General features: G+C 65.6%; 31 protein-coding genes. 26 read left to right on the top strand and 5 right to left on the bottom strand.

Annotation, left to right across the window (positions count from 1 at the left end):
- Window positions 1-8: 8 nt before the first annotated feature.
- Together folE and folM are read right to left on the bottom strand one after the other, a co-directional pair.
- Window positions 9-563, bottom strand: coding sequence for a GTP cyclohydrolase I FolE (folE, locus tag WDB71_RS05940; protein WP_341503720.1), 555 nt, complete (start codon window positions 561-563; stop codon window positions 9-11).
- A gap of 12 nt (window positions 564-575) precedes the next feature.
- Entirely contained in the window at window positions 576-1,280 is a 705-nt protein-coding gene (gene folM, locus WDB71_RS05945) for a dihydromonapterin reductase (RefSeq protein ID WP_341503721.1), read from the bottom strand.
- A 69-nt stretch (window positions 1,281-1,349) separates the two neighbouring features.
- On the opposite strand from folM, the gene WDB71_RS05950 reads away from it, so the two are divergent.
- From WDB71_RS05950 to WDB71_RS06040, 19 genes are all read left to right on the top strand, one after another.
- Window positions 1,350-1,937 (top strand): hypothetical protein, encoded by a 588-nt coding sequence (locus tag WDB71_RS05950; protein ID WP_341503722.1) that lies wholly within the window; start codon window positions 1,350-1,352, stop codon window positions 1,935-1,937.
- A 196-nt stretch (window positions 1,938-2,133) separates the two neighbouring features.
- Window positions 2,134-2,844 (top strand): beta-ketoacyl synthase chain length factor, encoded by a 711-nt coding sequence (locus WDB71_RS05955; protein ID WP_341503723.1) that lies wholly within the window; start codon window positions 2,134-2,136, stop codon window positions 2,842-2,844.
- On the top strand, window positions 2,829-3,632 hold the full coding sequence (locus WDB71_RS05960) for a lysophospholipid acyltransferase family protein (RefSeq protein ID WP_341503724.1): 804 nt from the start codon (window positions 2,829-2,831) through the stop codon (window positions 3,630-3,632). The genes WDB71_RS05955 and WDB71_RS05960 overlap by 16 nt, the downstream gene beginning before the upstream one ends.
- Window positions 3,607-3,870, top strand: a complete 264-nt coding sequence (locus tag WDB71_RS05965; RefSeq protein ID WP_341503725.1) for a phosphopantetheine-binding protein — start codon at window positions 3,607-3,609, stop codon at window positions 3,868-3,870. The genes WDB71_RS05960 and WDB71_RS05965 overlap by 26 nt, the downstream gene beginning before the upstream one ends.
- Entirely contained in the window at window positions 3,867-4,115 is a 249-nt protein-coding gene (locus WDB71_RS05970; protein ID WP_341503726.1) for an acyl carrier protein, read from the top strand. The genes WDB71_RS05965 and WDB71_RS05970 overlap by 4 nt, the downstream gene beginning before the upstream one ends.
- A 2-nt stretch (window positions 4,116-4,117) precedes the next feature.
- Window positions 4,118-4,645 (top strand): hypothetical protein, encoded by a 528-nt coding sequence (locus WDB71_RS05975; RefSeq protein ID WP_341503727.1) that lies wholly within the window; start codon window positions 4,118-4,120, stop codon window positions 4,643-4,645.
- Complete coding sequence (locus WDB71_RS05980) at window positions 4,642-5,976, top strand: AMP-binding protein (RefSeq protein ID WP_341503729.1); 1,335 nt, start codon at window positions 4,642-4,644, stop codon at window positions 5,974-5,976. Before WDB71_RS05975 ends, WDB71_RS05980 begins: the two co-directional genes overlap by 4 nt.
- Window positions 5,976-6,320 (top strand): hydroxymyristoyl-ACP dehydratase, encoded by a 345-nt coding sequence (locus tag WDB71_RS05985; protein WP_341503730.1) that lies wholly within the window; start codon window positions 5,976-5,978, stop codon window positions 6,318-6,320. Before WDB71_RS05980 ends, WDB71_RS05985 begins: the two co-directional genes overlap by 1 nt.
- A complete protein-coding gene (locus WDB71_RS05990; protein ID WP_341503731.1) occupies window positions 6,320-8,026 on the top strand; it encodes a glycosyltransferase in 1,707 nt (568 codons plus the stop codon). Before WDB71_RS05985 ends, WDB71_RS05990 begins: the two co-directional genes overlap by 1 nt.
- 3 nt (window positions 8,027-8,029) lie before the next feature.
- Window positions 8,030-9,553 (top strand): aromatic amino acid ammonia-lyase, encoded by a 1,524-nt coding sequence (locus WDB71_RS05995; protein ID WP_341503732.1) that lies wholly within the window; start codon window positions 8,030-8,032, stop codon window positions 9,551-9,553.
- On the top strand, window positions 9,546-9,965 hold the full coding sequence (locus WDB71_RS06000; RefSeq protein ID WP_341503733.1) for a thioesterase family protein: 420 nt from the start codon (window positions 9,546-9,548) through the stop codon (window positions 9,963-9,965). The genes WDB71_RS05995 and WDB71_RS06000 overlap by 8 nt, the downstream gene beginning before the upstream one ends.
- On the top strand, window positions 9,962-10,516 hold the full coding sequence (locus WDB71_RS06005; RefSeq protein WP_341503734.1) for an outer membrane lipoprotein carrier protein LolA: 555 nt from the start codon (window positions 9,962-9,964) through the stop codon (window positions 10,514-10,516). The genes WDB71_RS06000 and WDB71_RS06005 overlap by 4 nt, the downstream gene beginning before the upstream one ends.
- Window positions 10,513-12,708 (top strand): hypothetical protein, encoded by a 2,196-nt coding sequence (locus WDB71_RS06010; protein ID WP_341503735.1) that lies wholly within the window; start codon window positions 10,513-10,515, stop codon window positions 12,706-12,708. The genes WDB71_RS06005 and WDB71_RS06010 overlap by 4 nt, the downstream gene beginning before the upstream one ends.
- Window positions 12,705-13,247 carry a DUF3261 domain-containing protein gene (locus WDB71_RS06015; protein ID WP_341503736.1) on the top strand — a complete coding sequence of 181 codons (543 nt, stop codon included), beginning with the start codon at window positions 12,705-12,707 and terminating at the stop codon, window positions 13,245-13,247. Before WDB71_RS06010 ends, WDB71_RS06015 begins: the two co-directional genes overlap by 4 nt.
- Complete coding sequence (locus WDB71_RS06020) at window positions 13,240-14,412, top strand: beta-ketoacyl-[acyl-carrier-protein] synthase family protein (RefSeq protein ID WP_341503737.1); 1,173 nt, start codon at window positions 13,240-13,242, stop codon at window positions 14,410-14,412. Before WDB71_RS06015 ends, WDB71_RS06020 begins: the two co-directional genes overlap by 8 nt.
- The gene (locus WDB71_RS06025) at window positions 14,409-14,849 is read left to right on the top strand and encodes a hypothetical protein (RefSeq protein ID WP_341503738.1); all 441 of its coding nucleotides are present in this window, start codon (window positions 14,409-14,411) and stop codon (window positions 14,847-14,849) included. Before WDB71_RS06020 ends, WDB71_RS06025 begins: the two co-directional genes overlap by 4 nt.
- Complete coding sequence (locus WDB71_RS06030; RefSeq protein WP_341503739.1) at window positions 14,846-15,571, top strand: 3-ketoacyl-ACP reductase FabG2; 726 nt, start codon at window positions 14,846-14,848, stop codon at window positions 15,569-15,571. Before WDB71_RS06025 ends, WDB71_RS06030 begins: the two co-directional genes overlap by 4 nt.
- A complete protein-coding gene (locus tag WDB71_RS06035) occupies window positions 15,568-16,791 on the top strand; it encodes a beta-ketoacyl-ACP synthase (RefSeq protein ID WP_341504187.1) in 1,224 nt (407 codons plus the stop codon). The genes WDB71_RS06030 and WDB71_RS06035 overlap by 4 nt, the downstream gene beginning before the upstream one ends.
- Before the next feature lie 9 nt (window positions 16,792-16,800).
- Window positions 16,801-18,051: an NAD(P)/FAD-dependent oxidoreductase gene (locus WDB71_RS06040; protein ID WP_341503741.1), complete on the top strand. Its 1,251-nt coding sequence runs from the start codon at window positions 16,801-16,803 to the stop codon at window positions 18,049-18,051.
- On the opposite strand, the gene WDB71_RS06045 is transcribed toward WDB71_RS06040, so the two are convergent.
- Window positions 18,026-18,898: an alpha/beta fold hydrolase gene (locus tag WDB71_RS06045; RefSeq protein WP_341503742.1), complete on the bottom strand. Its 873-nt coding sequence runs from the start codon at window positions 18,896-18,898 to the stop codon at window positions 18,026-18,028. The two genes, WDB71_RS06040 and WDB71_RS06045, sit on opposite strands and share 26 nt — an antisense overlap.
- Before the next feature lie 48 nt (window positions 18,899-18,946).
- On the opposite strand from WDB71_RS06045, the gene WDB71_RS06050 reads away from it, so the two are divergent.
- Together WDB71_RS06050 and WDB71_RS06055 are read left to right on the top strand one after the other, a co-directional pair.
- Window positions 18,947-19,348: a hypothetical protein gene (locus WDB71_RS06050; protein WP_341503743.1), complete on the top strand. Its 402-nt coding sequence runs from the start codon at window positions 18,947-18,949 to the stop codon at window positions 19,346-19,348.
- A 35-nt stretch (window positions 19,349-19,383) separates the two neighbouring features.
- Window positions 19,384-19,803 (top strand): META domain-containing protein, encoded by a 420-nt coding sequence (locus WDB71_RS06055; RefSeq protein WP_341503744.1) that lies wholly within the window; start codon window positions 19,384-19,386, stop codon window positions 19,801-19,803.
- A 20-nt stretch (window positions 19,804-19,823) separates the two neighbouring features.
- On the opposite strand, the gene WDB71_RS06060 is transcribed toward WDB71_RS06055, so the two are convergent.
- Complete coding sequence (locus WDB71_RS06060; protein WP_341503745.1) at window positions 19,824-20,378, bottom strand: GNAT family N-acetyltransferase; 555 nt, start codon at window positions 20,376-20,378, stop codon at window positions 19,824-19,826.
- Between the two features lie 161 nt (window positions 20,379-20,539).
- Here WDB71_RS06060 and WDB71_RS06065 point away from each other — a divergent pair, with 161 nt between their 5' ends.
- The 4 genes from WDB71_RS06065 to WDB71_RS06080 all read left to right on the top strand — a co-directional run bounded on the left by WDB71_RS06065 (window position 20,540) and on the right by WDB71_RS06080 (window position 22,841).
- Entirely contained in the window at window positions 20,540-20,995 is a 456-nt protein-coding gene (locus WDB71_RS06065; protein WP_341503746.1) for a hypothetical protein, read from the top strand.
- On the top strand, window positions 20,988-21,200 hold the full coding sequence (locus WDB71_RS06070; RefSeq protein WP_341503747.1) for a helix-turn-helix transcriptional regulator: 213 nt from the start codon (window positions 20,988-20,990) through the stop codon (window positions 21,198-21,200). Before WDB71_RS06065 ends, WDB71_RS06070 begins: the two co-directional genes overlap by 8 nt.
- A gap of 683 nt (window positions 21,201-21,883) precedes the next feature.
- A complete protein-coding gene (locus tag WDB71_RS06075) occupies window positions 21,884-22,534 on the top strand; it encodes an RHS repeat-associated core domain-containing protein (RefSeq protein ID WP_341503748.1) in 651 nt (216 codons plus the stop codon).
- On the top strand, window positions 22,527-22,841 hold the full coding sequence (locus tag WDB71_RS06080; RefSeq protein ID WP_341503749.1) for a hypothetical protein: 315 nt from the start codon (window positions 22,527-22,529) through the stop codon (window positions 22,839-22,841). Before WDB71_RS06075 ends, WDB71_RS06080 begins: the two co-directional genes overlap by 8 nt.
- 587 nt (window positions 22,842-23,428) lie before the next feature.
- Here WDB71_RS06080 and WDB71_RS06085 read toward each other — a convergent pair.
- Complete coding sequence (locus tag WDB71_RS06085; RefSeq protein ID WP_341503750.1) at window positions 23,429-24,529, bottom strand: ISAs1 family transposase; 1,101 nt, start codon at window positions 24,527-24,529, stop codon at window positions 23,429-23,431.
- 302 nt (window positions 24,530-24,831) lie between these two features.
- Between WDB71_RS06085 and WDB71_RS06090 the strand changes: the two genes are divergently transcribed.
- The gene (locus WDB71_RS06090) at window positions 24,832-25,389 is read left to right on the top strand and encodes an IS4 family transposase (protein WP_341503751.1); all 558 of its coding nucleotides are present in this window, start codon (window positions 24,832-24,834) and stop codon (window positions 25,387-25,389) included.
- Window positions 25,390-25,433: the final 44 nt, after the last annotated feature.

Genomic DNA, 25,433 nt, shown 5'->3' on the forward strand with positions numbered 1-25,433 from the left:
CCGTCCGCTCAGCTGCGGGTCAGCACCAGGAACTCGTTGCGGGTACGGTCGCAGTCGCGGAAGCTGCCCAGCATCACCGACGACTTCATCACGCTGTTCTGCTTCTCCACGCCCCGCATCATCATGCACATGTGCTTGGCCTCGATGATCACGCCCACGCCGCGGGCATTGGTGACCTTCTGCACGGCGTCGGCGATCTCCTTGGTGAGGTTCTCCTGGATCTGGAAGCGCCTGGCGTACATGTCGACGATGCGGGCGAACTTGGACAGGCCCAGCACCTTGCCGTTGGGGATGTAGGCCACATGGCACTTGCCCACGAAGGGCAGCAGGTGGTGCTCGCACAGGGAATAGAGCTCGATGTCCTTGACGATCACCATCTCGTCGTTATCCGATGAGAACACCGCCTCGTTGACCAGCTCTTCCAGGGTCTGGCCATAGCCCTTGGTCAGGTACTGCATGGCCTTGGCGGCCCGCTCCGGGGTCTTGAGCAGGCCTTCGCGGCCCGGATCTTCGCCTATGCCGCGGATGATGGCTTCAAAATGTTCTGCCAGTTTGTCTGTCATGATCTTGTTCTCTCAACGAATATGGCGGCCACCGTCCACCTTGAGGGTGCGGCCGGTGACATAGTGGCTGTCCAGCAGGTAGCGCACCGCGCTGCTGATCTCCTGGCAGCCCGGCTCTATGCCCATGACCGACTTGGCCAGGGTCTTCTGCCGGTAGTCCTCGCTGTCATCCTCGTTAAAGATGATCAGGCTCGGCGCTATGCTGTTCACCTTCACCCCGGGCGCCAGGGCCTGGGCGAAGGACAACGTCAGGTTTTCCAGGGCGGCCTTGGAGGCCACATAGGCGGTATGCTCGGCGCTGCCCTTTTCCACCACATAGTCGGTAATATGGATGATGTCGGCCGGCTTGTCGCCGTTGTCCAGCAGCGGCGCCAGGTGCCGGTTGATGAGATAGGGCGCCTTGGCGTGGATCTGCATCATGGCGTCGAACAGGGCCGGGGCATCCTCCAGCGGACCTTCGCTCTGCCAGCTGGACGCGTTGTGGATGATGGCCCTCAGGCCGGTTACCTTGCCCTTGAGCTGTTCGATAAAGGCCAGCACGCCTTGGTCTGTGGCAAAATCGCCGGGCAGGCACAGGGCGCCGGCCGCTTCCAGCTCGTCCACGGCCGGGTGCCGGGTGCGGTAGCTGATGGCCACCGACCGGCCCTGCTCGAGCAGGCTCCTGGCCAGGTGCAGGCCGATGCGCTGGGCGCCGCCGGTGATCAGGATGGGGTTCATGACTCTCCTGGCTACAACCATTTACAACATTGACTCAGGATACTAACGCCAAGGGCAGGGGGAGTACCAGTGACCACCCTATTCTGGGCCCGGGGCCGGGCACCGGACATTTTGCAGCATAGGGCGCTGCTGACGGCGGCTGAGCTGGCCAGGGGCCAGCGCCGGCGCCACCCCGAGCCGCACCTGGCGGCGCAGCTGCTGGGGCGGGCATTGCTGGCCAGGCTCCTTGACAGGCCCATGGCGGCCATCAAGCTGACCAGGGACGACGATGGCGCCCCCCTTTGTGAAGGGGCCTGCATCAGCCTCAGCCACAGCGGTGACCAGGTGGCGGCGGCGGTGTCCCTGGCGCCGGTCGGCATCGATATCGAGGTGCCCAGTGGCCGCAGCCGGGCGGCGCTGGCGGCCCGGCTGGGCTGGCCACAGGCGCATTTCTATGAGCACTGGTGCGCCGCCGAGGCCTGCCTGAAGCTGTGGCGGCTGCCGGTTTGGGCCATGGCCGATTTGCGCGTAGAATGGCGCGGCCGGCACCGGTTGCTGGTGTCCGGCCCGGGGCCCGGGCCCCAGGCCGTCTGGCTGCATTATGACAACGGCATCTGCTGCGCCCTGGCCGGCAGCGACCAGGCGCTGGCGCTCGTACCATTGGCCGAGCTCTTTTGAACGAATGCAGGGTGTCGGCCTGTCGCCAGAGAGCTTGTCCGGGATGTCTGAGTGCAAGGGCTGAAATAGCAAGGCTTACAGGGGCTCGAAGGGAACCTTCGGGCCCTTTTTGTTAAATACGTCACAGCTGAAGTAGTGGATGCCAAATGTTAATCCGGTTAGAATTTTGTGTTTTTAGGGCTTAGGCAGTGAAATCATGGATGAATTCGAGTTTTCAGTGATTAACTGGGCGGCCTGGGCCCCGGGGCGCCACAGCCAGGGGGACTGGCTGGCCTGGTGCCAAGACGGCGTGCTGGCCGAGACCCAGGCGCCGGACGTCGGCTTCGTGCCCGCCGGCACCCGCCGCCGCCTGTCCCGCCTGGCGCGGATGCTGCTCAGCTGCGCCCAGCAGCTGCTGGCGGATAACGCCTCGCTGCCGCTGGTGTTCAGCTCCCGCCACGGTGAGCTGGACAGGACCCGTGGCCTGCTGGCCTCCCTGGCCCATGACGAGCCCCTGTCGCCCACCGCCTTCAGCCTGTCGGTACACAATGCCGCCGCCGGCCTCTTTTCCATCCTGCGCCAGGACATGGCCCCCGCCAACGTGGTGGTGGCCGGCGAGGACAGCCTGCTGCTGGGCCTGGTGGACGCCGTGGCCCGCCTGCACAGCGGCGACGACGAACTGCTGCTGGTGCACGGCGATGCCGCCGTGCCCGAGCCCTATGACCAATTCATGACCGTCGATCAGCTCGACCATGCCCTGGCGTTGCGCCTGGGCAGGAGTGGCGGACGCCCGGTGCGCCTCAAGGCCCTGGCGCGGCCGGCCGGCGCCAGCGAGCCCCTGGCGCTCCAGCTGGCAAGGCTGCTGGCCACCGGCGAGGACGGCGTCATCGGCGTCGGCGAGCGGAGCTGGGAGTGGCGCTGGTGCTGAAGCGACTCAACAAGGCATGGCGGGTGCTGGCCACCGGCCTGGCCTTCAGCATCTTCGGTATCGGCGGCGTGCTGCTGTCGCTGACGGTGTTTCCCTACCTCAACCTCAGGTACAAAAACGTACACGAGCGCAAGCTCAGGGCCAGGGCCATCGTCTCCAGGAGCTTTCGCTTCTTCCTGGAGGCGATGCGGCTGATGGGGATCTGCACCTACGAGATCGACGGCGAACAGCGGCTCAACGCCGAGCCCTGCCTGGTCATCGCCAATCACCCCTCGCTGCTGGACGTGGTGCTGCTCATTGCCGCCATGCCCAAGGCCGACTGCGTGGTCAAGGAGGCCATCTGGCATAACCCCTTCATGCGCGGCGTGGTCAGGGCCACCGGCTACATCAGCAACGCCCGCCGGGGCGAGGAGATGATCGAGGCCGCCCGCCAGACCATGGCCGAGGGCTTCAGCCTGGTGATCTTCCCCGAAGGCACCCGCACCAGGCCGGGCCAGCCCCTGGCCATGCAGCGCGGCGCCGCCAACCTGGCGGTGCGCACCGAATTCCCGCTGCGGCCGGTGCTGCTGGACGTGACCCCCACCACCCTGACCAAGAGCGAGCCCTGGTACCGGGTACCGGACCGGCCCTTTCATTTGTCGGCCAGGGTACTGGACGACATCGACACCCGTGACTTTATCGACAACAGCAATGGCCTTCCCCAGGCGGCCCGGCGGCTGACCCGGTATCTGGAAGGCTTTTATGAAGAAAAAAGGAAGGACGATGGAAAACCTCGAACAGGCCCTTAAGGCCCTGGTCATTGAGGCGCTGGATCTGGAGGATGTCAGCGTCGAGGATATCGACACCGAGGCGCCCCTGTTCGGGGACGGCCTGGGACTGGATTCCATTGACGCCCTGGAGCTGGGTCTGGCCATCCAGAAACGCTACCAGGTCAAGATCGACGCCAACGCCGCCGACACCAAGGCCCACTTCGCCAGCATTGCCAGCCTGGCGGCCTTTATTCGCAGCCAGGAGGAAAACCGATGAACCGCGATCAGATCTTTGCCGAACTCAAGTCCATTCTGGTGGAGGACTTCGAACTGGACGGTGGTGACATCAGCCTGGACGCCCATCTCTACCAGGATCTGGATCTGGACTCCATCGACGCCGTCGACCTGGTGGTCAAGCTCCAGGATCTGACCGGCAAGAAGATCCAGCCGGATCAGTTCAAGGCCGTGCGCACCGTCGGTGACGTGGTCGAGGCGGTCATGAGCCTGCTCGAGCCGGCCTGAGCTTGCTGAAGCTGCTTGGCGTCCTGGCGCTGCTGGCCTACCCCTTGCTGGTGTGGGCCGGTCTGCAATGGCTGGAACCTGGCTGGCTGGCACTGCTGCTGGCGGTGCCGGTGCTGCTGCGCTTTCATGGCGCCCGGGGCCACCACCGTTACCTGATGCTGGCCGCCCTGGGGCTGCTGGCCTGGAGCCTGCTGTCCAACCAGGATTGGGGCATCAAGCTCTACCCTGTGGCCATGAACCTGGGCCTGCTGCTGGTGTTCGCCTGGAGCCTGCACCGGCCCCCCAGCCTCATCGAGCGCCTGGCCAGGCTCAAGGAGCCGGAGCTGGACCAGCGCGGCGTCGCCTATACGCGCCAGGTTACCCAAATCTGGTGCGGCTTCTTCGTGGTCAACGGCCTGGTCGCCCTGGCCACGGTGCTGGCCGGGGACGACGAGCTCTGGGCCCTCTACAACGGCCTGGTCAGCTACGCCCTGATGGGCATGCTGCTGGGCGGCGAGTGGCTCTACCGCAAGCTGGTACTCAAGGTATGACGGACTTCAACGGCCTGCCGGCGCTGCTGCAGGGCGCCGGCCCCATCGCCCTGGACGAGGACGGCCGCCACTGGCAGGGCCCTGAGCTGCTGGCCAGCGCCAGCGCCCTGTCCGGGCAGCTCAGGGCCGGCCAGTCCTGGCTGCTGTCGGCGGCGCATCCCCTGCATTTTGCCAGCGGCCTGCTGGCCTGCTGGTTCGCCGGCGCCGTGCCGGTGCTGCCCCCCAATGGCCAGGGCGGCACCCTCAATGCCTTGCTTGCCGACTGCCAGGGCCTGATCGGCGACGCCGTCGAAGGCTTTTCCGGCCGGCGCCTGGCGCCCTGGTGCCAGGGCGGGCTCGTTGCCGAGCTGCCGCGACTCAGCGGCGGCGAGCTGGTGCTGTACACCTCCGGCAGCACAGGCGAGCCCAAGGCCATCCGTAAGCGCCTCGGCCAGCTGGCGGCCGAGGTGGCGGCCCTGGAGGCCTGTTTCGGCCAGCAGCTCGGCGATGCCCTGGTGCTCAGCACCGTCTCCCACCAGCACATCTACGGCCTGCTGTTCAGGCTGCTGTGGCCGCTCTGTGCGGGGCGGATGCTCCACTGCCAGCAACATGCCTATCCCGAGCACCTGGCCGCGGCCGCCCGGGGCAGGGAAGTGGTGCTGATCTCCAGCCCCGCCCACCTGGAGCGGCTGCCCGAGGCCGCCGTGATGGCGCCCCTGGCCGAGGGTCTCAGGGCCGTGTTCAGCTCCGGCGGCCCCTTGAGCCTGGAAGGTGCCCGGCAGGCCGCCGCCAAGCTGGGCCAGGCACCGGTGGAGGTGCTGGGCTCCAGCGAGACCGGCGGCGTTGCCTGGCGCCGCCAGGCGATCAGCGAACTCTGGCAGCCGCTGCCCGGGGTCCAGGCCCAGGCGGCACAAGACGGCACCCTGGTGGTGGTTTCCCCCTTCGCCGGCGGCGAGCCCCAGGCCATGGGCGACAGGGTTGCCTTCGAGGCCGATGGCCGCTTCCGGCTGCTGGGCCGCAAGGACCGCATCGTCAAGCTGGAGCAGAAGCGGCTGTCCCTGGACGCCATGGAGCGCCAGCTGATGAGCCATCCCCTGGTGGAGCGTGCCGCCCTGGTGCTGCTGGCCGGCCAGCGCCAGCAGCTGGGCGCGGTGCTGGTGCTGACCCCTAAGGGGCGGGACTGGCTGGCCGGGCATGGCCGCCGGGCCCTGGGGCTGTTATTGCGGGAGGCGCTGGCGGGCCATTACGATAGGGTGGTGCTGCCGCGCAAATGGCGGGTGCTGGCCGAGATGCCGGTCAACAGCCAAGGAAAGACAACCCAGGCCAGTCTCAAGGCCCTGTTCGAGCAATGATGATGACAACCGAGCCCAAGATCCTCGACCGCACCCAAACCGAGTCCGGCTGGCAGCTGCGCCTGCAGGTGCCGGCGGACCTCTTCTATTTCCAGGGCCATTTTCCCGATCTCCCCATACTGCCCGGCGTGGTGCAGCTGGACTGGGCCATCCGCCTCGGCTGCGACTGCTTCGGCCTCAAGCCCCGGAGCCGGCGCATGGAGGCCCTCAAGTTCCAGGCCGTGGTACTGCCCGGCATGGAGCTGCTGCTGAACCTGGCCTACGACGAGGCCAAGGGCAAGCTCAGCTTCAGCTTCGAGTCCGACCAGGCCCGCCACGCCAGCGGCCGGGTGGTGCTGAGCTGATGAGTGTCTTCAAGCCCTGCCTGGTGGTGCCCAACTACAATCACGGCGCCGCGGCCGAGAAATCGCTGCCGGCCCTGGCCGAGCTGGGGCTGCCCATATTCCTGGTGGACGACGGCTCCGACGCCGCCAATGCCGCCCTGCTCGACGAGCTGGCCGGGCGCTTCGAGCAGATCACCCTGATCCGCCACCAGCACAACCAGGGCAAGGGCGGCGCCGTCATGACCGGCCTGCGCGCCGCCCATGAGGCCGGCTACAGCCACGGCCTGCAGGTGGACGCCGACGGCCAGCACAACCTGGACGACGTGCCCCGCTTCCTGGCCGAGGCAAAGGCCAGGCCACAGGCCCTCATCGCCGGTTACCCGGCCTACGACGACTCCGTGCCCAAGGGCCGCCTCTACGCCCGCTACATCACCCATGTCTGGGTGTGGATAGAGACCCTCAGCCTGACCATCAAGGACTCCATGTGCGGCTTCAGGGTCTACCCATTGGCGCCCTGCGTAGCCCTTTTTGACAAGGTGGCGCTGGGCCGGCGCATGGATTTCGACATCGAGGTGATGGTGCGCCTGTACTGGCAGGGCGTGCCCATCCGCCAGCTCGAGACCAGGGTCATCTACCCCGAGGACGGCGCCTCCCATTTCCGCGCCTTCGAAGACAATGTGCTCATTTCCAAGATGCACACCAAGCTGTTCTTCGGCATGCTGTGGCGCCTGCCCAGGCTGCTGTTCGGCCAGCCCAGGCCCAAGACAGCGCACTGGTCCGCCACCGCCGAGCGGGGCAGCCTGCTGGGCATGAAGTGCCTGTGGTGGAGCTACCGCCTGCTGGGCCGGCCCGGTTTCCGGGTGCTGCTGTGGCCGGTGATGGGCTACTTCTTCCTGTTCGGCCACAGTCGCCGCCATTCCCTGGCCTACCTGCGCCGGCTGTGGCTGAGCTCCGGGCCGCTGCCCGGGCTGCGTACCTTCCCCGGGCTCTGGGCCAGCTTCCGCCACCACCTCAGTTTTGGCGAGGCCATCCTCGACAAGCTGGCGGCCTGGATGGGCGATATCCACAAGGGCCGGGATCTGCTGTTCGACGACGAAAACCAGTTCCAGGCGGTGCTGGCCGGGGAGCAGGGGGCGCTGCTGATCGGCTCCCACCTTGGCAACCTGGAGCTGTGCCGGGCCCTGTCCAAGGGCGAAGTGGCCAAGCCCATGACGGTGCTGGTGCTGACCGAGCACGCCCTCAGGTTCAACGAGCTGATGACCAGCATCAATCCCGACGCCGGGGTCAACATGATGCAGGTCAGCCAGGTGGGACCGGACACCACCATGATCCTGCGCGAGCGCATCGACCGCGGCGAACTGGTGGTGATCGTCGCCGATCGCACCTCCGCCGGGGCCAGCGGCCATGTGGTGGAGGTGCCCTTTTTGGGGGCGCCGGCGCCTTTTCCCACCGGCCCCTTCATCCTGGCCAGCCTGCTGGAGTGCCCCGTCTACCTGCTCAACTGCCTCAAGGAAGGCGACAGGCACCGGCTCCACATGGAGCCCTTCGCGCCGGACGGCTTCAAGCTGCCCCGCAAGACCCGCCAGCAGGAGCTGCGGCTCTGGGTCGGCCGCTACGCCGACCGCCTGGCCCACTATTGCCGCCAGGCGCCGCTGCAGTGGTTCAATTTCTTCGATTTCTGGCAGGGCGACCAAGGCAGGCGCACCGGCCCAAGCAACAACGAGTAGTCAATGAAACAGGTCATCTTCGGCGACAAGCCGCTGACAATTGAAGACGTGGTGGCCCTGGCCACCGGCCGGGCCCAGGCCAGCCTCAACGGCGAGCCGGCCTTTATGGCGAGGATCCGCCAGGGCGCCGATTTCCTGGACCGCCTGTGGCGGGAAGAGGGCAACATCTACGGCGTTACCACCGGCTACGGCGATTCCGTCACCGTCGGCGTGCCCAAGGCCCTGGTGGAAACCCTGCCGCTGCACCTGACCCGCTTCCACGGCTGCGGCCTGGGCGAGCGCTTCGACCTGGCCAGCGGCCGCGCTATAGTGGCGGCGCGCCTGGCCTCCCTGTGCCGGGGCATGAGCGGTGTCACCCCCGAGCTGCTGGACAGGCTGTGCTGGATGCTGGAAGAAGACATCATCCCGGTCATTCCCCAGGAGGGCTCGGTGGGCGCCTCCGGCGATCTCACCCCGCTGTCCTACGTGGCGGCGGCCCTGGTGGGCGAGCGCGACGTCTACTGCGACGGCACCGTCCAGCCCATGGCCTCGGTACTGGCCAGGAAGGGCCTTGAGCCCCTGACATTGAAGCCCAAGGAAGGCCTGGCCATCATGAACGGCACCGCCGTGATGACCGCCGTGGCCTGCCTGGCCTTCGAGCGCGCCCGCTACCTGGGCGAGCTTTGCACCCGCATCACCGCCATGGCGTCCCTGGCCCTCAAGGGCAACGCCTACCACTTCGACCAGACCCTGTTCGCCGCCAAGCCCCATCCCGGCCAGGCCAGGGTGGCCGAGCGGCTGCGCCTTGATCTCGACTATCGGGGCCACACCGAGCACAGCCGTCTCCAGGACCGCTACTCCCTGCGCTGCGCCCCCCATGTGATCGGCGCCCTGGAAGACGCCATGCCCTGGCTGCGCGGCCTCATTGAGACCGAGCTCAACAGCGCCAACGACAACCCCATCATCGACGGTGAGGGCGAGCAGGTGCTGCACGGCGGCCACTTCTACGGCGGCCATATCGCCATGGCCATGGATACCCTCAAGACCCAGGTGGCCAACCTGGCCGATCTGCTGGACCGGCAGCTGGCCAGCCTGGCCGATCCCAAGTTCAACCACGGCCTGCCCGCCAACCTCAGCGGCGCCGAGGGCCTGGACGCGGCCATCAACCACGGCTTCAAGGCGGTGCAGATCGGCGCCTCCGCCTGGACCGCCGAGGCCCTCAAGCACTGCATGCCCGCCTCGGTGTTCTCCCGCTCCACCGAATGCCACAACCAGGACAAGGTCAGCATGGGCACCATAGCGGCCCGGGACTGCATCCGGGTGCTGGAGCTGACCGAGCAGGTGGCCGCCGCCACCCTGCTGGCGGTCAACCAGGGCCTGCGGCTGCGGGCCCGCCAGGGCGAACTGGCCATGACCGAGCCCCTGCGCGCCTTCAGCGACCGGCTCACCGAACTCAGCCCCATGGTCACGGACGACAGGCCCCTGGAAGGGGAGCTGCGCCAGGTGATCGCCGCCATCCGCGAACAACAATGGAGCCTCTATGAATGAGATCCTGCGCCAGGCCAGCATCGAGGTGGTGGTGCCCTTCCATGACCTGGATCCCATGAACGTGGCCTGGCATGGCAACTACCTCAAGTACTTCGAGCTGGCCCGCTGCGAGCTGCTGGAAAGCTTCGACTACAACTACCCGCAGATGGAAGCCTCCGGCTACCTCTGGCCCATAGTGGATCTGCGGGTCAAGTACGTGCAGCCGGCCCGCTTCGAACAGCGCCTGGTGGTCACCGCCAAGCTGGTGGAGGTGGTCAACCGCATGCGCATCGACTACGAGATCCGCTGCGCCCAGAGCGGCAAGCGCCTCACCCGCGGCCACAGCATCCAGGTGGCGGTGGACAAGGCCAGCGGCGAGATGCAGTTCGTGTCGCCGCCGGCATTGCTGGAGCGCCTGGGGGTGACCCCATGAACCGCCTCTGGGCCCTGCTGGCCCTGGTCGCCTGCCAGTGCCTGGCGCTGCCGGGCTGGCAACAGCCCGGGGAAGGCCAGGCCCTGACCGGCCGCTTCGAGCAGCAGAAACAGTTGCCGGCCCTGAGCCGGCCCCTACAGAGCCAGGGCCGTTTCAGCTACCGGGACGACGCGCTCACCTGGGATACCGAAACGCCCTTCGCCTCCACCCTGGTGATGAGCCGTGAAGCGCTGATCCAGCGCCTGCCCGGCCTGGCCGAGACCCGCCTGGAAGTGACCGACAACCCGGTGGCCGCCGCCATGGCGGCCATGTTCTCGGCGCTGTTCAGTGGCGACAGGGAGCGTCTGGCCAAGCAGTTCCAGGTGACCGAGGAGGCCCTGGAGCAGGGCTGGCGGCTGACGCTGCTGCCCACGGATCCGCAGCTGACGCCGCTGCTGGACAAGGTGGTGCTGAGCGGCGACCAGTGGCCCCAGGAGCTGGAAATCGCCGAAAAGGGCCAGCGCCTGACCCGCATCCGCTTCAGTGAACTCCGGCTGGAGGCCAGGCCGTGATCCGCTGGCTGTGGGCGACCTTGCTGGTGGCGCTGCTGGCGGGCCTGTTGGCCTTTCGCCTCAACCTTGGCGTGGCGCCCTCGTCGCAGCTCTTTGATCTGCTGCCCAGCCTGGCCCCCAGCCACAAGGGCCAGCTGCTGACCCGCGGCTACCAGCAAGTCCAGGCCGAGTTCAACGACAAGCTGTGGCTGGTGCTGGAAGGGGACGAGCAGCAGCACCTGCTGGCCCAGGCCGACACCCTGGCCGCGGCCCTTGAAGGCCAGCCCTTCGTGGCCGACTGGCAGGGCAAGAGCAGCGACCTGGCCGCCCTGTACGCCTTCTATGCGCCTTACCGCCAGCAGCTGCTGGCGGACGGCCAGCGCGCCGCCATCCAGGTCGATGGCGGCAAGGCCCTGGTGCAGCAGGCCCTGGCGGCCTGGTTCGGCCCGGTGCCGGGCGCCAGCGCCACCGACCCCCTGCTGCTGCTGCCGGACTTCCTGGCCGGTCTGGCCCCCAAGGGCAGCAAGGCCCGGCTGGTGGACGGCTGGCCGCTGTACGAGCGGGACGGCCGCCTGGCCGTGGCCCTGGTGGTGACCCTGAGCGGCTCCGCCTTCAACCAGGACAGCCAGGGACAGATCGAGGCCTTTATCGCCGAGCAGCGCGATAAGGGCATGGCGCTGCTGGCCAGCGGCTCGGTGCGCCACGCCGCCGCCGGCGCCGACCAGGCCAAGGGCGAGGTGAGCCTGTTCGGCGGCCTGGCCCTGGCCGGGATCCTGGTGCTGCTGGTGCTGGGCTTTGGCCACTGGCGGGCCCTGACCGCCATGGGCGCACTGCTGCTGGTGGCGGGCCTGGGCGCCCTCAATGCGCTCTGGTGGCTCTGGCCCCAGGCCCATTGGCTGGCCCTGGTGATGGGCGCCAGCGTCATCGGCATCTGCGCCGACTACGGTTTCCACGCCCTGGCCGCCGGCCCCTGCCGCAAGGGCATCCGCCTGCCGCTGCTGGTGAGCCTGCTGTCCAGCGTCGCCGCCTACGGCGTGCTGCTGCTGTCGCCCTTCCCGGGCCTGGCCCAGCTGGGCGCCGCCGCCATCGGCGGCCTGGTGCTGAGCTACCTGTGGATCCGCTACGCCATGGTGGAGCTGGTGCTGCCCCAGCGCCGCTGGCCGGTGTCACTCTGGCGCTGGCTGTGCCGCCAGAGGGGGCCGGTGGCGGCGCTGCTGCTGGTGGCGGTGGCGCTGATGGGCGCCTTCGGGTTCGGCCAGCTGCGTTTCGACGACGATATCCGCGCCTGGCAGCCCAGGGACGCGGTATTGCAAGGCGAAGAGCGCGCCATCCAGGCCTGGCTGGGCCAGGCCCAGGGCGGCGACTTCCTGCTGGTGGGCGCCGACAGCGGCGAGCAGCTGCTGGCCCGGGAAGAGGCCCTGCGCGAGCGCCTCGACGCCCTGATGGCCAAGGGCGAGCTGGGCCATTACCTGGCGCTGAGCCAGGCGGTGCCGTCCCAGGCCCGCCAGCGGGCCGACCACGACCGACAAGGAAGGCTCTGGCAACAGGCCGGGCCCGCCCTGGGCCAGTTGCTGGGTGACGGCCTGGGCGCCTTCACCCCCGGCCTGACCCTGGACGCCTGGCTGGCCGCCGAGACCGGCGACCCCAGAAAGGCCCTGTACCTGCCCCAAGACGGCGGCCTGGCCAGCGCCGTGCTGCTGGTGGGGCTGACCGACCCGGGCCGGGCGGCCCTGCAGGCGCTGCCCGACCATGCCTGGCTGGCCTCGCCGGCGGCCCAGGCCACCCAGGTCTTCAACCATTACCGTGACCAGGCCATCCGCCTGCTGCTGGGGGCCCTGGTGGTGCTGGCGGCGCTGCTGTGGCTGTGGCTGGGGCCGCACCGGGCCTGGCGGGTCGGCGCCGTGGCCTTCCTGGCCCTGGTGGCCGGCCTGGCCATGCCGGGCCTGCTGGGCCAGCCCCTGAACCTGGTCCATGTGCTGGCCCTGGTGCTGCTGCTGGGGCTGTCCCTGGATTACGGGGTCTTCTTCAGCACCGCCGAGGAGGCGCCGGAGCAGACCCTGCTGGCGGTGATGCTGTCGTCGGCGTCCAGCATGCTGGCCTTTGGCCTGCTGATCATGTCGGCCACGCCGGTGCTGAGCGGCTTCGGCGCCGTGGTGGCCACGGGCCTGTGCGTGGCGGTGCTGGCCAGCGCCCTGCTGGGAGGTCGAAAATGAGACAGTTGTTGCTGACGGCGCTGTTGCTGCTGGCCGGTTGCCAGTTGGCGCCAAAGGGTTTGGACAACAGGGTCATGGTGGCCAATGGCGCCGAAATCACCCTGCCGGCCCTGGACTGGGTGGAAGAGCCCAGCAGCCAGCAGCACCAGGTGTTGGCCCGCTTCGGCGACAGCCACTGGCAGTTCATCGGCGAGCTGGTGCTGGAGCGGCAGCAGTTCAGGCTGACCGCGGTGTCGGCCCTGGGAGCCTGGCTGTTCAGCGGCCGCTATGACGGCCGGCAATTCAGCATAGCGCGCTCGCCGCTGTTGCCACAGCAGGCCCGGCCCCGCTACCTGATGGCGGATCTGCTGCTGGCGCTGATGCCGACCGGGCGGCTGGCGCCAATATTGGCCGAGGCCGGCCTGCGCCTCGAGGCGGACGGGCAGAGCCGGCGCATCTACCAGGGCGAGCACCTGGTCATCGAAATCACCCAGTCGGCGCAGGGGCTCGGCTTCGTGCACCACCAGCGCCGGTATTCCTTCCAGGTGAGCTATGGATAAGCTGTACTTGAGCGCCCCGGGCATCCTCTGCGCCCTGGGCAACGACAAAGAGCAGGTGGCCGAGGGCCTCTTCGCCGGCGACCGCAGTGGCCTGGTCCAGCGGGACGATCTGCTGATGACGGGCCCGGCCATTGTGGCCGCCGTACAGGGCGAGCTGCCGGCGCTGCCCGAGGCCCTGGGGGCCTTCGATTGCCGCAACAGCCGCATCCTGGCGGCGGCCCTGGCGCAGATCCGCCCCGACATCGAGGCGGCCAGGGCGCGCCACGGCGCCGGCCGCATCGCCGTGGTGCTGGGCTCCAGCACCGCCGGCATCGACGAGGGCGAAAAGGCCCTGGCCCGGTACCTGGCCGACGCCAGCCTGCCGCAAAACTACGACTACACCAAGCAGACCCTGGGCTCGGTGGCCGAGTTCGCCGGCCGCTACCTGGAACTGGAAGGGCCCTGCTACACCATCTCCACCGCCTGCAGCTCCGCCGGCAAGGCCTTTGCCTCCGGGGCCCGGCTGATCCGCGCCGGCCTGGCCGACGCCGTGGTGGTGGGCGGGGTGGACAGCCTGTGCCGGCTGACCCTGAACGGCTTCAATGCCCTGGAGTCGGTGTCCGCCGGGCCCTGCTCGCCCTTTTCCGAGGGCCGCAGTGGCATCACCATAGGGGAGGGCGCCGGCGTCTTCCTGCTGAGCCGCGAGCCCGGCCGGGTGGCCCTGACCGGCTTCGGCGAGGCCTCGGACGGCTACCATATCTCCGCCCCCGAGCCCGAGGGCAAGGGCGCCTGGGCGGCCATGGCCGCGGCCCTGGCCATGGCCGGCCTGAGCGTAGGCGACATCGACTACATCAACCTGCACGGCACCGGCACTCCCAAGAACGACGCCATGGAGGCGGCCCTGGTCAGCAGCCGCTTCCCCCACGGGCCCAGGGCCAGCTCCAGCAAGGGCCAGGTAGGCCACTGCCTGGGCGCCGCCGGCGCCATAGAGGCGGCGCTGTGCTACCTGGCGCTCACCGACGGCCAGGGCCGGCTGCCGCCCCACTGCATGGGCGGCCACTGGGATCCGGCCCTGCCGGCCCTGAACTTGGCCGACGGCCAGCCGGGCCAGCCCATCCGCCGCGCCATGAGCAATTCCTACGCCTTTGGCGGCTCCAACGTCAGCCTGATCCTGGAGGCCCAATGACACCAGAACAACTGCTGCCCCACGCCGCGCCCATGGTGCTGCTGGACAGGGTCATAGAAACCAGCGACAGCGGCGCCGTCTGCGAGCTGGACATCCGCCCCGGCATCCCCTTTGCCGACGACCAGGGGGTGCCCATGTGGGTGGGCATCGAGTACATGGCCCAGTGCATCGGCGTCTTTGCCGGGGCCCAGGCCAAGGCCCTGGGCGAGCCCATCAAGGTGGGCTTTCTTATCGGCACCCGCAAGTTCGATTCCGACGTCACCGCCTTCAGGCACGGCCAGACCCTGAGGGTGGCGGTGGAGAAGGTGCTGGAGCAGGACAACGGCCTGTCGGTGTTCAGCTGCACCCTCGACGGCCCGGACGGCGGCCAGCGGGCACAGATCAACGTATTCCAGCCGCAGGACGCGGCGGCCTTCTTGAACGGAGAGGCATCATGAACAAGCAAATTCTGGTCACCGGCGCCAGCCGTGGCCTGGGGGCCGCCATCGCCAAGGCCCTGGCGGCGGACGGTTTCGACATCGTCATTCACTTTCGCAGCCGCGAGGACGCGGCCCTGGCCGTGCAGGCCGAGGTGGAGGCCCTGGGCGTCAAGGCCAGGCTGCTGCCCTTCGACGTGTCCGACCGCGAGGCAGCCCGCGCCGCCCTGGAGGCGGACATGGCCGAGCACGGCGCCTACTACGGGGTGGTGGTCAACGCCGGCATCAGCCGCGACGGCGCCTTCCCGGCCCTCACCGACGAGGACTGGGACAGCGTCATCCACACCAACCTGGACGGCTTCTACAACGTGCTCAAGCCCACCGTCATGCCCATGGTGCAGGGCCGCCAGGGCGGCCGCATCGTCACCCTGGCCTCGGTCTCGGGCCTCATCGGCAACCGCGGCCAGGTCAACTACTCCGCCTCCAAGGCCGGCATCATAGGTGCCACCAAGGCCCTGGCCCTGGAGCTGGCCAGGCGCAAGATCACCGTCAACTGCGTGGCCCCGGGCCTGATCGAGTCCGACATGACCGAGGCGCTGCCCCTGGACGAGATGATGAAGCTGATCCCGGCGCGCCGGGCCGGCAAGCCCGAGGAAGTGGCGTCGTTGGTGGCCTTTTTGATGTCCGACAAGGCCGGCTACATCACCCGCCAGGTGATGGCCGTGAACGGGGGGCTGTGCTGATGAAAAAGGTGGTGGTGACCGGCATGGCCGGGCTCAGTTCCCTGGGCGACAACTGGCAGGACATCCGCGCCAATATGGCGGCGGGCCGCTCCGGCATCGTGCGCATGGACGACTGGGACAGGTTCGAGGGCATGAATACCCGCCTGGCGGGCCCGGTGGACTTTTCCCGGCCCAAGCATTATTCCCGCAAGCAGGTGCGCTCCCACGGCCGGGTCAGCCTGATGGCCACCCGCGCCACCGAGCTGGCCCTGGAGCAGGCGGGCCTGCTGGGCGAGTCGGTACTGACCGACGGCAGCACCGGCATCGCCTACGGCTCCTCCATCGGCTCCACGGCGCCCATCAGCGCCTTTGCCAACATGCTGGACAACAACGACCCGTCGCGGATCACCGCCACCAGCTACATCCAGATGATGGGCCACACCACGGCCGTCAACGTGGGCCTGTTCTTCGGCCTCAAGGGCCGGGTGATCCCCACCTCCAGCGCCTGCACCTCCGGCTCCCAGGCCATCGGCTACGCCTATGAGGCCATCAAGTACGGCCGCCAGACGCTGATGGTGGCCGGCGGCGCCGAAGAGCTGTGCCCCACAGAGGCGGCGGTGTTCGACACCCTCTATGCCACCTCCACCAAGAACAATACCCCGACCCTGACCCCCAGCCCCTTCGACGCCGGCCGCGACGGCCTGGTGATAGGGGAGGGCGCCGGCACCCTGGTGCTGGAGGAGCGCGACCACGCCATCGCCCGCGGCGCGCCCATCCTGGCCGAGATCCTCGGCTTCGGCACCAACTCCGACGGCCAGCATGTCACCTCGCCCACCTCCGAGACCATGGAGGTGGCCATGGCCCTGGCCCTTGAGGACGCCGGCCTGGCCCCCGACGCCATCGGCTACGTCAGCGCCCACGGCACCGCCACCGAGCAGGGCGACATCGCCGAGACCCAGGCCACCCACCGCCTGTTCGGCAGCCGCATGCCGATCAGCTCCCTGAAGGGCTACTTCGGCCACACCCTGGGGGCCTGCGGCGCCCTGGAGGCCTGGCTGGGCATCGCCATGATGCACGACAACTGGTTCGCCCCCACCCTCAACCTGAGCCAGGTGGACCAGCGCTGCGGCGAGCTGGACTACATCCAGGGCCAGGGCCGGGAGCTGGACACCGGCATCATCATGAGCAACAACTTCGCCTTCGGCGGGATCAACACCTCGTTGATCCTGGCCAGGGCCTGAGGACGGACCATGGACGACAACAAAAACAGCATGGAACAGACCCAGGTAGTGGTGATAGGCGCCGGCCCGGCCGGCGTGCTGGCCGCCACCCTGCTGCACCGCCAGGGCCACCAGGTGCTGGTGCTGGAGCGCCAGGCCTTCCCGCGCTTTTCCATCGGCGAGAGCCTGCTGCCCCAGTGCATGAGCTTCCTGGCAGAGGCCGGGCTGCTGGAGGTGGTCGACCAGGCCGGCTTCCAGTACAAGGACGGCGCCGCCTTCCGCCACCGGGGCCGCTACACGGACTTTTTGTTCACCGACAAGGTCTCGGCCGGCCCCGGCACCACCTTCCAGGTGCAGCGCGCCCGCTTCGACGCCCTGCTGGCCGAAGGCGCCCAGGCCCAGGGGGTGGAGATCCGTTTCCGCCATGCCATCACCGCCGTGGACTTCGGCGAAGACAAGGCCAACATCCAGGCCCTTGATGAGCAGGGCCGGCCCTACGCCATCCAGGCCGATTTCGTGCTGGACGCCTCCGGCTTCGGCCGGGTGCTGCCCAGGCTGCTGGACCTGGAAAGGCCCAGCGGCTTCCCGTCCCGCCAGTCGCTGTTCACCCATGTGCGTGACCATATCGACTGCCCGGACCACGACCGCAACAAGATCCTGATCAGCGTCCATCCCGAGCACAGGGACGTCTGGTACTGGCTGATCCCCTTCAGCGACGGCAGCTGCTCATTGGGGGTGGTGGCCGAGGAAAGCTTCTTTGCCGCGCGCGGTGAGGCCGACAACCAGGCCAAGCTCCAGGCCCTGGTGGCCGAGGAGCCGGATCTGGCCCGGCTGCTCAAGAATGCCGAGTACCCCAACCCGGTCAACGCCATCCAGGGTTACTCCGCCAAGGTCAGCCGCCTTTATGGTGAGCGCTTCGCGCTGCTGGGCAATGCCGGCGAGTTCCTGGATCCGGTGTTCTCCTCCGGGGTCACCATCGCCTTCAAGTCGGCCAGCCTGGCCGCCAAGGCCCTGGACCGGCAGCTGCGCGGCGAAGCCGTGGATTGGCAGGGCGAGTTCGCGGCGCCGCTGCAGCTGGGGGTGGACGTGTTCCGCACCTATGTGCAGGGCTGGTACGAGGGCGGCTTCCAGGACGTGATCTTCTACGCCGACCAGCAGCCCGCCATCAAGCAGATGATCTGCGCCATACTGGCCGGCTACGCCTGGGATGGGGACAACCCCTTCGTGGCCCAGCCCCAGCGGCGCCTGAAGGTGCTTACCGAGCTGTGCCGGGCGGGCTGAGCGCAGCCGCCGTCACTGCCTCGGGCCAGGCCGCCATGACCGCCAGCAGACGCTGGCGGTTTTCGTTTCGGCCGTCCATGTAGCCGCGGGCGTGGGGGCAGTCGCCCAAGTCCAGGAAGCGGGCCGGGCCCGGCAGGTTGTCGGCCAGCTTGCGGGCGTGGCGGATATCGATGAGGCGATCGCCGCTGCAATGGGACACCAGCACCGGCACGCCGGCCAGGCGCTGGAGATCGCCAAAGGGCGCGTAGTGGTTGGGCAGCAGCAGCGCCGGCATCCAGGTGAGCAGGAAGCCAAGGGGGTAGGAATACATGACGTCCACCGCTATCTGCTTGTAGCTGGTGAAGCTGGAGTCGATCACCACCAGATCGACCCCGCCCCGGCCGGGAAAGTCGGCCAGGGCGTCCAGCAGCACGGCGCCGCCCAAGGAGGTGCCGAACAGCACCAGCCGCCCCGGCTGGCCGTCTTGCAGTTCCAGGGCATGGTCCATGACGGCCAGGGCGTCCTGGTGCAGGGCCTCGAAGCTGGGGCTGCCGCTCGACAGGCCGTAGCCGGAATAGTCGAACACCAGCACCCGGTAGCCGTAGTCGCACAGCCAGGCCACCTTGTCGGCGGTGCCGCTGAGGTTGCCGTGGTTGCCGTGGAAATGCACCACCAGGCCGGCCCGGCCCTGCTCGGGGCAGAGCAGCTCGCCGTGCAGGCGGTTGCCGGAGCCGGAGGGCAGCCACAGCCGTTGTTGGTTAAGCTGGAATTGGGCCAGGTTGGGGTACTGTTGCTGGGTTGGCCGATAGAAGGGATTGCTGCAGGCTGCCAGCAGGAGCAGGCAGCATGACAACGTCCATCGCCACATGATCCACTCCCTGCCGGTCTTATTTTAGAGATAAGTATAGGAGGCGCCATGAGAGTGCTTTGGCTGATGCCGCTGCTGGTGCTGGCGGCCTGTACCTCGGTAAGCCCGGCCGGGGTCGATGCCCGACTGGGGCAATGGTACGGCCAGCCGGTGGAAAGGCTGCTGGATAAATGGGGCGTGCCGGATCGGGTGGAACAGCTCGAACCCGGCCGCAGCTGGCTGGTCTACCAGAACCGCAAGCGCGGCTCTGGGCCCCATGTGGGGCTGGGGGTGGGCGCCGGCTCGGGTAACGTGTTCGGCAGCGTCAGCACCCTGCTTTATGCCGGGCCCGACAGCTGTACCCGCCAGGTGGAGTCCCGCAACGGCCGGGTGAGCAAGATCCGCTGGCAGGGCGACGCCAAGCTGTGCTGGGAGCTGAGCCCGGCCCCTGCTGCCCAGGGCGGCCAGTAATGATAAGCTAAGTTTTTGATTGACGGAGAGAAGCCATGAAAGCACAAGGACTGGCGGCCCTGGCCGTGCTGGCCCTGATGGGCTGCCAGCAGAGCGCCCAGGCGCCGGATTTTTTCGACAAAACCTGGTACCTGGACAGCCGCGAAGCCGGCGATCTGCTGGCCGGCGCCAGCGCCCCCGGCGGCATCACCCTGACCCTGCAGGCCGACGGCCGCCTGGCCGGCCGCAGCGGCTGCAACAACTACTTTGCCGGCTACCAGCTGGGCGAGGACAACAGCCTGGCGGTGTCGCAGATAGGCTCTACCCGCAAGGCCTGCATGGGCCCCATCATGAGCGCCGAATACCGTTACCTGGAGCGGCTCAACAAGGCCGAAAAGGTGGAAACGCGCGGCGACAGCCTGATGCTGTACAGCCAGGGCCAGTCAGAGCCGCTGCTGTTCCGGCTCAGCCGCTGAAAAAGGCGCCCCCGGGCGCCTTAGTTATATCCCTGCTCCGCGCCCCGGCGCAGATCCAGGTTGATGCGCAGCAGGCCGTCGTCGTGGAAGCTGCGCACCGGCAGGCCGCTCTTGGCAAAGACCCGGATCATGCCGCGGTTCTGGGGCAGCACCTCGGCCACGAATTCCTCTATGCCCTGCTGGCGGCCCAGGTGCACCAGGTGCTTGAGCAGCACCGGCCCCACCCCCTGGCCCTGGCAGTCGTCCATGACCGCGCAGGAAAACTCCGCCCGCCGCACGCTCTGGCCCGGCAGCAGTATGTAGCGGCCTATGCCCAGCGGCGATTCGCTGTCGGGGCCGTAGTGACCCACCGCCACCGCCACATGGGACACGAAATCCACGTCGGTGAACCAGCTGGCCTCCTCCAAGGTCATGTGCCACTTGGGGCGCATGAAGCGGTAGTAGATGGAGCGCTCGGACAGGTGCTGGTAGGCCCTGAGCACGGCCCTGTTGTCCTCGGGGCGGATGGCGCGCACGAACACCGGGCTGCCGTCCTTGAGGTGGTCGAAGGAGAGGTAGTGGCGAAAATCCAGCATGGCGTTCCCTGCATTTATGTCGCTGTCAGTGTAACCAGGGGGGCGGACGGCCGTCAGCGGTCAGATCAAAAAAACCCTTGACGCCGTGATACCCTGAGGTTACAAATGTAACCCATAGGTATCGCGGTGATACCCCAAGGTTCTCAAGCAAGGAGTGACAGATGAGCAATCAGATGGAAATGGCGGTGAGTTACGAGCGGGTATCGGCCTGGGCCACCCTGTGCCTGGTTTCCCTGGTGGGGCTGGCGGCGCTGTTCGACGCCGGCGTGACGGCCGGCACCGTCAAGCTGGGCCTGGAGGTGCTGGGTTTTGCGATGCTGCTGGCGATGATCCTGCTGCTGCGTCGGCAATCGAAGCTGAAGAAGACCCTGGGCTGCAGCTGGATGGGCCCCAAGGGTGACGAGTTCATCCAGGAGGCCAAGCTCAAGTCCCACCGTGGCGCGCTTTTCGTGGGCCTGGCCTGGATGGCCTGGTGCTACATCAATCCCTGGCAGATGCTGCTGGGCTTCGAACCCCAGCTCGGCACCGAGGAAGTGGGCGGCATCGGCTTCTACGGCACCGTCGCCGCCTACTGCCTGGCCATGCTCTGGCAGCTGCGGGAGGACGGGGATGAGTGATCCCGAGGTCAAGAACCGCATCAAGGTGCTGCGGGCCGAGCACAACCTGACCCAGGGCGAACTGGCCGAGGCCATAGGGGTGTCGCGCAAGACCATCAGCACCGTGGAAACCGGCCGCTTCACCCCCTCGGTGACCATTGCCCTGAAGCTGGCCCGCTGCTTCCAGGTGCCGGTGGAAGCCATCTTCTCGCTGCCGGAAGAGTAGGGCAGCGGTGTAGGGTGGGCGAAGCGTAACCCACCGAATACCTTCATTTTTCTGGCCGAGGTGGTGGGTTCATGCTGATCTCTTCGAGTTGCGCTGCCGCGCGGCCCTACTTTCTGTAAAGCGACAGAAAGTAGGCAAAGAGCGCTCCCCCTAATCGCATCCAGCTCGCAGACAAGCTGCTCGCGTTCGCCAGCTAAAATGGGGCCACCGGCCCCATTTCTTAACGCGCTCACCCCTTCGGGTTCCCACGGTTCCATTCTCTTACCGCTGTACGTCACTGACGCGGTTCCCTCCGCGCAGTGACTCCCTCGGCGTCCTGCCTCGGTCCAGCTCACGCTCACTTCACCTCGGCTGCTCATAAGGGGCCAGACTTGGCCGCCTTGCGGCCATCAGCAGTGTAGGGTGGGTTAGCGAAGCGTAACCCACCGAATTCCCAAGATAGTCATCTGATAAGCCTGAGTTGTTAGCCATCTGTGGCGGCTCATTCCGGCCATTAGGCGGTGGTTGCATTGCACCGCCCAGGCACTTAATCTGGTGCTAATTCAGGGACGAGACCATAACCCGCCAGGGTGATATTGCAAGGATGCGATTACGCCGCAAATCCGTATCTCCATCCAATGATATCCCTTCCCGGCCTAGCATTACGCTCGTCTTGTCCCAGGCGTATGTGAAAACCTGAATAAATGGGTTCTGACCCCTTTTATTTTCGTAACGACACCTTCAGTCGTTCCGTCCTCAATATTGGCATTGGCCAAGTCAACATTGGCTTCCCCGGCCAATATTGGGACAAGGAAAGCGCCACCTGGCAGAACTGGCATAGGGATTATGATGCAGCAACAGGACGGTATGTTCAGAGTGACCCGATTGGATTATCTGGTGGAATTAATACATACACTTATGTAGGTGGGAATCCTGTGATGGGGGTTGACCCTGAAGGGTTGATGTGTTTTGACTTTAATAAATTTGCCGATCAGATAAGGGATAATCGCTCAAATACAGTAACAGACCTTGCGGCACTAGGGAGTACACTTGGACTTGGGACTATGGCTAAAACAAGTTCTGAATTGAGAGGGCTTGGAGTATCAAAATCCCAATTAAACCCCTACACGAGTCAATTAAGCCGATGGAATGGCCGATTAAATAGAGGCGGTTTGTACTCCGGAAGAGGTCTCAGAACCTTAGGACGTACCCCTACTGGTATGATGGCAGGCACTGTTGCAACAGGAGCCTTGATAGCTGATGGGTTTTACAACTGGGGTGTTATCCTGAAAGCTGCCTTTGATGCAACATCTTCGGAAGGTGATAATGGCTGTGGATGTGATAACAATGGATAACTTAGAGTCAAAAATAAAACAAAAGTCGATTGAGCGATTGGCAGCTTTGTTGGATGTAGATGCATCAACTCTCAGCGAGGAAATGAGTCTTGCGACTGCGGTTAAGCCGAATCCTGTAAAGTTTTGGAAACGAAATCAATTTGATAAGATTCTTGATGATATAAGGGATGTAGCAGATAAGGAGTCAACCAAGCTTCTTGAAAGCGGTGATTTTGAGGTGAAAACAGTGCAAGACTATGTCAATTTCATGATTCGGTGCTATGAAGAAAATCCAAAACTTGTCCTTTTGGTTTTGGGTGACTTGTAATTTAAAGCTTTTGGTTTTAATATGAAGCGCCATCATCTGATGGTGCTTTTTCATTCCATGCCCAATCGAGTGTATGGTTCATCCATGGGGAATCACTTTCTGCCTTCATAGATGAGATTGAGACCGGGAATAAAAGAGGCTGAGGGATCCCCACAAAGTTAATTCCATGCCTGCTTGCAGCTTGTTGCATGTAGCAGTTCGCGGTAGCAGGCAAGGACTTTTTTCCACTGCCTTTTCGTGAATTTGAGACCCTTGCTGACGGCTCGAAGCCCTAGGGTATGGAAGGGCAACACGCGTTTGCTCTTCACTTCGTACCTTTAGCGGCGGCGGCCAGTCCTACGAGAACTGGTATGACGCCCGTAACCTGCGCGTCGCCAAGAAGGCGCCCACCTATGAAACGAATTTCATATACGGGCAAGGAGGTGAATTGCTTACAGAAACGCGTGCTGGAAGTCGCTACAAGAGCTATGTCTGGCTGGACGGCGAGATCGTCGGCCTGATCCACAACGGCCAGCTCTATTACGTGCACAGCGACCACCTTGGTCGCCCGAATAAAAGCAGGGCCGGATTATGCTTTGTTAAATCCATTAACCAAAGAACAGTTCTGACCTGAACTTCCCGTTCCAGGCCGCCTTCCGCCGCTTGCTCGGCTTGCTGACCTGCAGTGGGTGCTGCTGGAGCAGGTTCAGCACGATCCGTCGTAGCAACGCCATCTTCTTGGCATTCTCCCGGTCGCCTATCCGGCTGCAGTCTTCCCTGAAGGTCACATCCAGCACCCAATGCTGCTGGTTCTCGATATGCCAGTGCTGGCGGATCCCGTCTGACACAAACGCTGGGTCGATATCCAATGAACTCAGGTAGTAATGGGTGTCGATGCTCGTCCGTCCCTGGTGGCTGCGCTCCCGCTCCATCGCGATAACGGACTTCGCCGACGGCCACTTCTTCGCCAGCTCTTTGGACAGTGTGGCCGGCAACTGGAACACCGTCCGCCGCTCCTGCCGGCCATGGCCTTGTTCCGTTTGCTCATGCTGGGGGAGTCCCGCTGCACCGCTATCCCAATGGGGCTGGAAGATCCCTTCTATGGCCTCACGCAAGGTCGGCTGGTTGCCTTTGACCTGGACGATGTAGTCGCCCTTACGCTTGCTGATCTGGTGCAGTGTTTCCCTGTTGCAATGCAGGGCATCAAAGGTCAGCACAGCGTCGCGGATATCCAGCATGGTCAGCAGCTCTCGCACCGCTACCAACTCTCCTCCTTTGGTTGCCGTGGCTTGCTGGAACAGGGTGACACCCTGCTCGCTATCGAAGGCCGAGACCAGGTGCAGCGCTTGCTCTTTACCTTGTTGATTGACCGCCCCACGCAGGGTCTTGCCATCAATGGCGATGAGCTGGCGGCCATTGGCTTGGCGCAAGTGATTGACCCAGCTAAACAGGGCCAGTACCAGGCATTGTGCATCCACGGCCTTGATGATGCGGGCGATGGAATGGCGGGTGGGGATCCCCGCTTCAAATGACCGGTGTTGGCGGAGCCAATCCAGGTGCTCATGGCCGAACTCTTCGATATCAAGCCAGCCTTCACAGCCAGAGGCCATGGCAGACATCACCAAGAAGATGACATCGACGAGGTTGTGTTGGCGGTTGATGGGGGAGCGGGTATCTTCGATGAGGGTCAAGTGGTCAAACAGGGACATGGGAGTGGAGCCGGCAGAGTAACATGGCGGATCGGATCACGCCCAAGCGAGATAGTTCCCTGCCGTTAACAAAGCATAATCCGGCCCTGCGAATAAAAGGGGTCAGAACCTGAGGCATCCCCACGAATAGTCTTTTAATTTCAGCTGGTTATCAATAATAGCGGGAACATTCATGGCGTTTGGTGATCAGATCAATCGCCAAAAATCACTAACCAAAAAACGCCATGAGTGTACGCACTATCTTGACCAACATCGTGACGCTTGTCACACCCAAAATGCACAAAACTCGCCGAAATGCCGTGATGGACTGTGTGTTGAGCCTGGCCGGTGGCAGCGCGGCAACGGTGACCAGCATCGGTCGCGGCATCGAGTCAAAAGCCTTCGAAAAACACAACATCAAGCGCGCCGATCGGCTGCTTTCAAATTCCCACTTGCAGCGAGAACAGCTGGTTGTCTATGCCGCCATCTGCCGGCTTTTCTGCTGTACCAAGCGCCCCGTGATCGCCGTCGATTGGTCGGATCTGGATAGGGTCAAAGGCCACTTCCTGCTGCGGGCGGCCATGACGCTGAATGGTCGCCCCATCACCCTCTACCAGGAAGTGCATCCGCTTAGCACCAAAGAGAAACCCGCCGTACATGTGCGTTTTCTGGCCATCCTGTCGGCCATGCTGCCACCGGGTTGCCAGCCCATTATCGTCACCGATGCCGGCTTCAAGTCTCCCTGGTTCAGGCAGGTCGAGGCGCTTGGATGGCATTTTGTCGGGCGCGTTCGCAAACCCAATTTCTACTCACTTGACCAAGGTGACACCTGGCAGTGCATCAGCCACCTTTATGGCCAGGCTTCACAACGTCCCAAGTGATGCGATGGTCTGCTGGCCCGCTACAAGCCGTTCGCCTGCACCCT

It is taken from the genome of Gallaecimonas sp. GXIMD4217 (assembly GCF_038087665.1).
Taxonomy (GTDB): Bacteria; Pseudomonadota; Gammaproteobacteria; order Enterobacterales; family Gallaecimonadaceae; genus Gallaecimonas.

What these genes read in the sequence shown, in the direction of transcription:
- folE (WP_341503720.1), bottom strand. Translation starts at nt 563, where the DNA reads ATGACAGACAAACTGGCAGAACATTTTGAAGCCATCATCCGCGGCATA.
- folM (WP_341503721.1), bottom strand. Translation starts at nt 1,280, where the DNA reads ATGAACCCCATCCTGATCACCGGCGGCGCCCAGCGCATCGGCCTGCAC.
- WDB71_RS05955 (WP_341503723.1), top strand. Translation starts at nt 2,134, where the DNA reads ATGGATGAATTCGAGTTTTCAGTGATTAACTGGGCGGCCTGGGCCCCG.
- WDB71_RS05965 (WP_341503725.1), top strand. Translation starts at nt 3,607, where the DNA reads ATGGAAAACCTCGAACAGGCCCTTAAGGCCCTGGTCATTGAGGCGCTG.
- WDB71_RS05970 (WP_341503726.1), top strand. Translation starts at nt 3,867, where the DNA reads ATGAACCGCGATCAGATCTTTGCCGAACTCAAGTCCATTCTGGTGGAG.
- WDB71_RS05980 (WP_341503729.1), top strand. Translation starts at nt 4,642, where the DNA reads ATGACGGACTTCAACGGCCTGCCGGCGCTGCTGCAGGGCGCCGGCCCC.
- WDB71_RS05985 (WP_341503730.1), top strand. Translation starts at nt 5,976, where the DNA reads ATGATGACAACCGAGCCCAAGATCCTCGACCGCACCCAAACCGAGTCC.
- WDB71_RS05990 (WP_341503731.1), top strand. Translation starts at nt 6,320, where the DNA reads ATGAGTGTCTTCAAGCCCTGCCTGGTGGTGCCCAACTACAATCACGGC.
- WDB71_RS05995 (WP_341503732.1), top strand. Translation starts at nt 8,030, where the DNA reads ATGAAACAGGTCATCTTCGGCGACAAGCCGCTGACAATTGAAGACGTG.
- WDB71_RS06000 (WP_341503733.1), top strand. Translation starts at nt 9,546, where the DNA reads ATGAATGAGATCCTGCGCCAGGCCAGCATCGAGGTGGTGGTGCCCTTC.
- WDB71_RS06005 (WP_341503734.1), top strand. Translation starts at nt 9,962, where the DNA reads ATGAACCGCCTCTGGGCCCTGCTGGCCCTGGTCGCCTGCCAGTGCCTG.
- WDB71_RS06015 (WP_341503736.1), top strand. Translation starts at nt 12,705, where the DNA reads ATGAGACAGTTGTTGCTGACGGCGCTGTTGCTGCTGGCCGGTTGCCAG.
- WDB71_RS06020 (WP_341503737.1), top strand. Translation starts at nt 13,240, where the DNA reads ATGGATAAGCTGTACTTGAGCGCCCCGGGCATCCTCTGCGCCCTGGGC.
- WDB71_RS06025 (WP_341503738.1), top strand. Translation starts at nt 14,409, where the DNA reads ATGACACCAGAACAACTGCTGCCCCACGCCGCGCCCATGGTGCTGCTG.
- WDB71_RS06030 (WP_341503739.1), top strand. Translation starts at nt 14,846, where the DNA reads ATGAACAAGCAAATTCTGGTCACCGGCGCCAGCCGTGGCCTGGGGGCC.
- WDB71_RS06040 (WP_341503741.1), top strand. Translation starts at nt 16,801, where the DNA reads ATGGACGACAACAAAAACAGCATGGAACAGACCCAGGTAGTGGTGATA.
- WDB71_RS06045 (WP_341503742.1), bottom strand. Translation starts at nt 18,898, where the DNA reads ATGTGGCGATGGACGTTGTCATGCTGCCTGCTCCTGCTGGCAGCCTGC.
- WDB71_RS06050 (WP_341503743.1), top strand. Translation starts at nt 18,947, where the DNA reads ATGAGAGTGCTTTGGCTGATGCCGCTGCTGGTGCTGGCGGCCTGTACC.
- WDB71_RS06055 (WP_341503744.1), top strand. Translation starts at nt 19,384, where the DNA reads ATGAAAGCACAAGGACTGGCGGCCCTGGCCGTGCTGGCCCTGATGGGC.
- WDB71_RS06060 (WP_341503745.1), bottom strand. Translation starts at nt 20,378, where the DNA reads ATGCTGGATTTTCGCCACTACCTCTCCTTCGACCACCTCAAGGACGGC.
- WDB71_RS06065 (WP_341503746.1), top strand. Translation starts at nt 20,540, where the DNA reads ATGAGCAATCAGATGGAAATGGCGGTGAGTTACGAGCGGGTATCGGCC.
- WDB71_RS06070 (WP_341503747.1), top strand. Translation starts at nt 20,988, where the DNA reads ATGAGTGATCCCGAGGTCAAGAACCGCATCAAGGTGCTGCGGGCCGAG.
- WDB71_RS06075 (WP_341503748.1), top strand. Translation starts at nt 21,884, where the DNA reads ATGGGTTCTGACCCCTTTTATTTTCGTAACGACACCTTCAGTCGTTCC.
- WDB71_RS06080 (WP_341503749.1), top strand. Translation starts at nt 22,527, where the DNA reads ATGGATAACTTAGAGTCAAAAATAAAACAAAAGTCGATTGAGCGATTG.
- WDB71_RS06085 (WP_341503750.1), bottom strand. Translation starts at nt 24,529, where the DNA reads ATGTCCCTGTTTGACCACTTGACCCTCATCGAAGATACCCGCTCCCCC.
- WDB71_RS06090 (WP_341503751.1), top strand. Translation starts at nt 24,832, where the DNA reads ATGGACTGTGTGTTGAGCCTGGCCGGTGGCAGCGCGGCAACGGTGACC.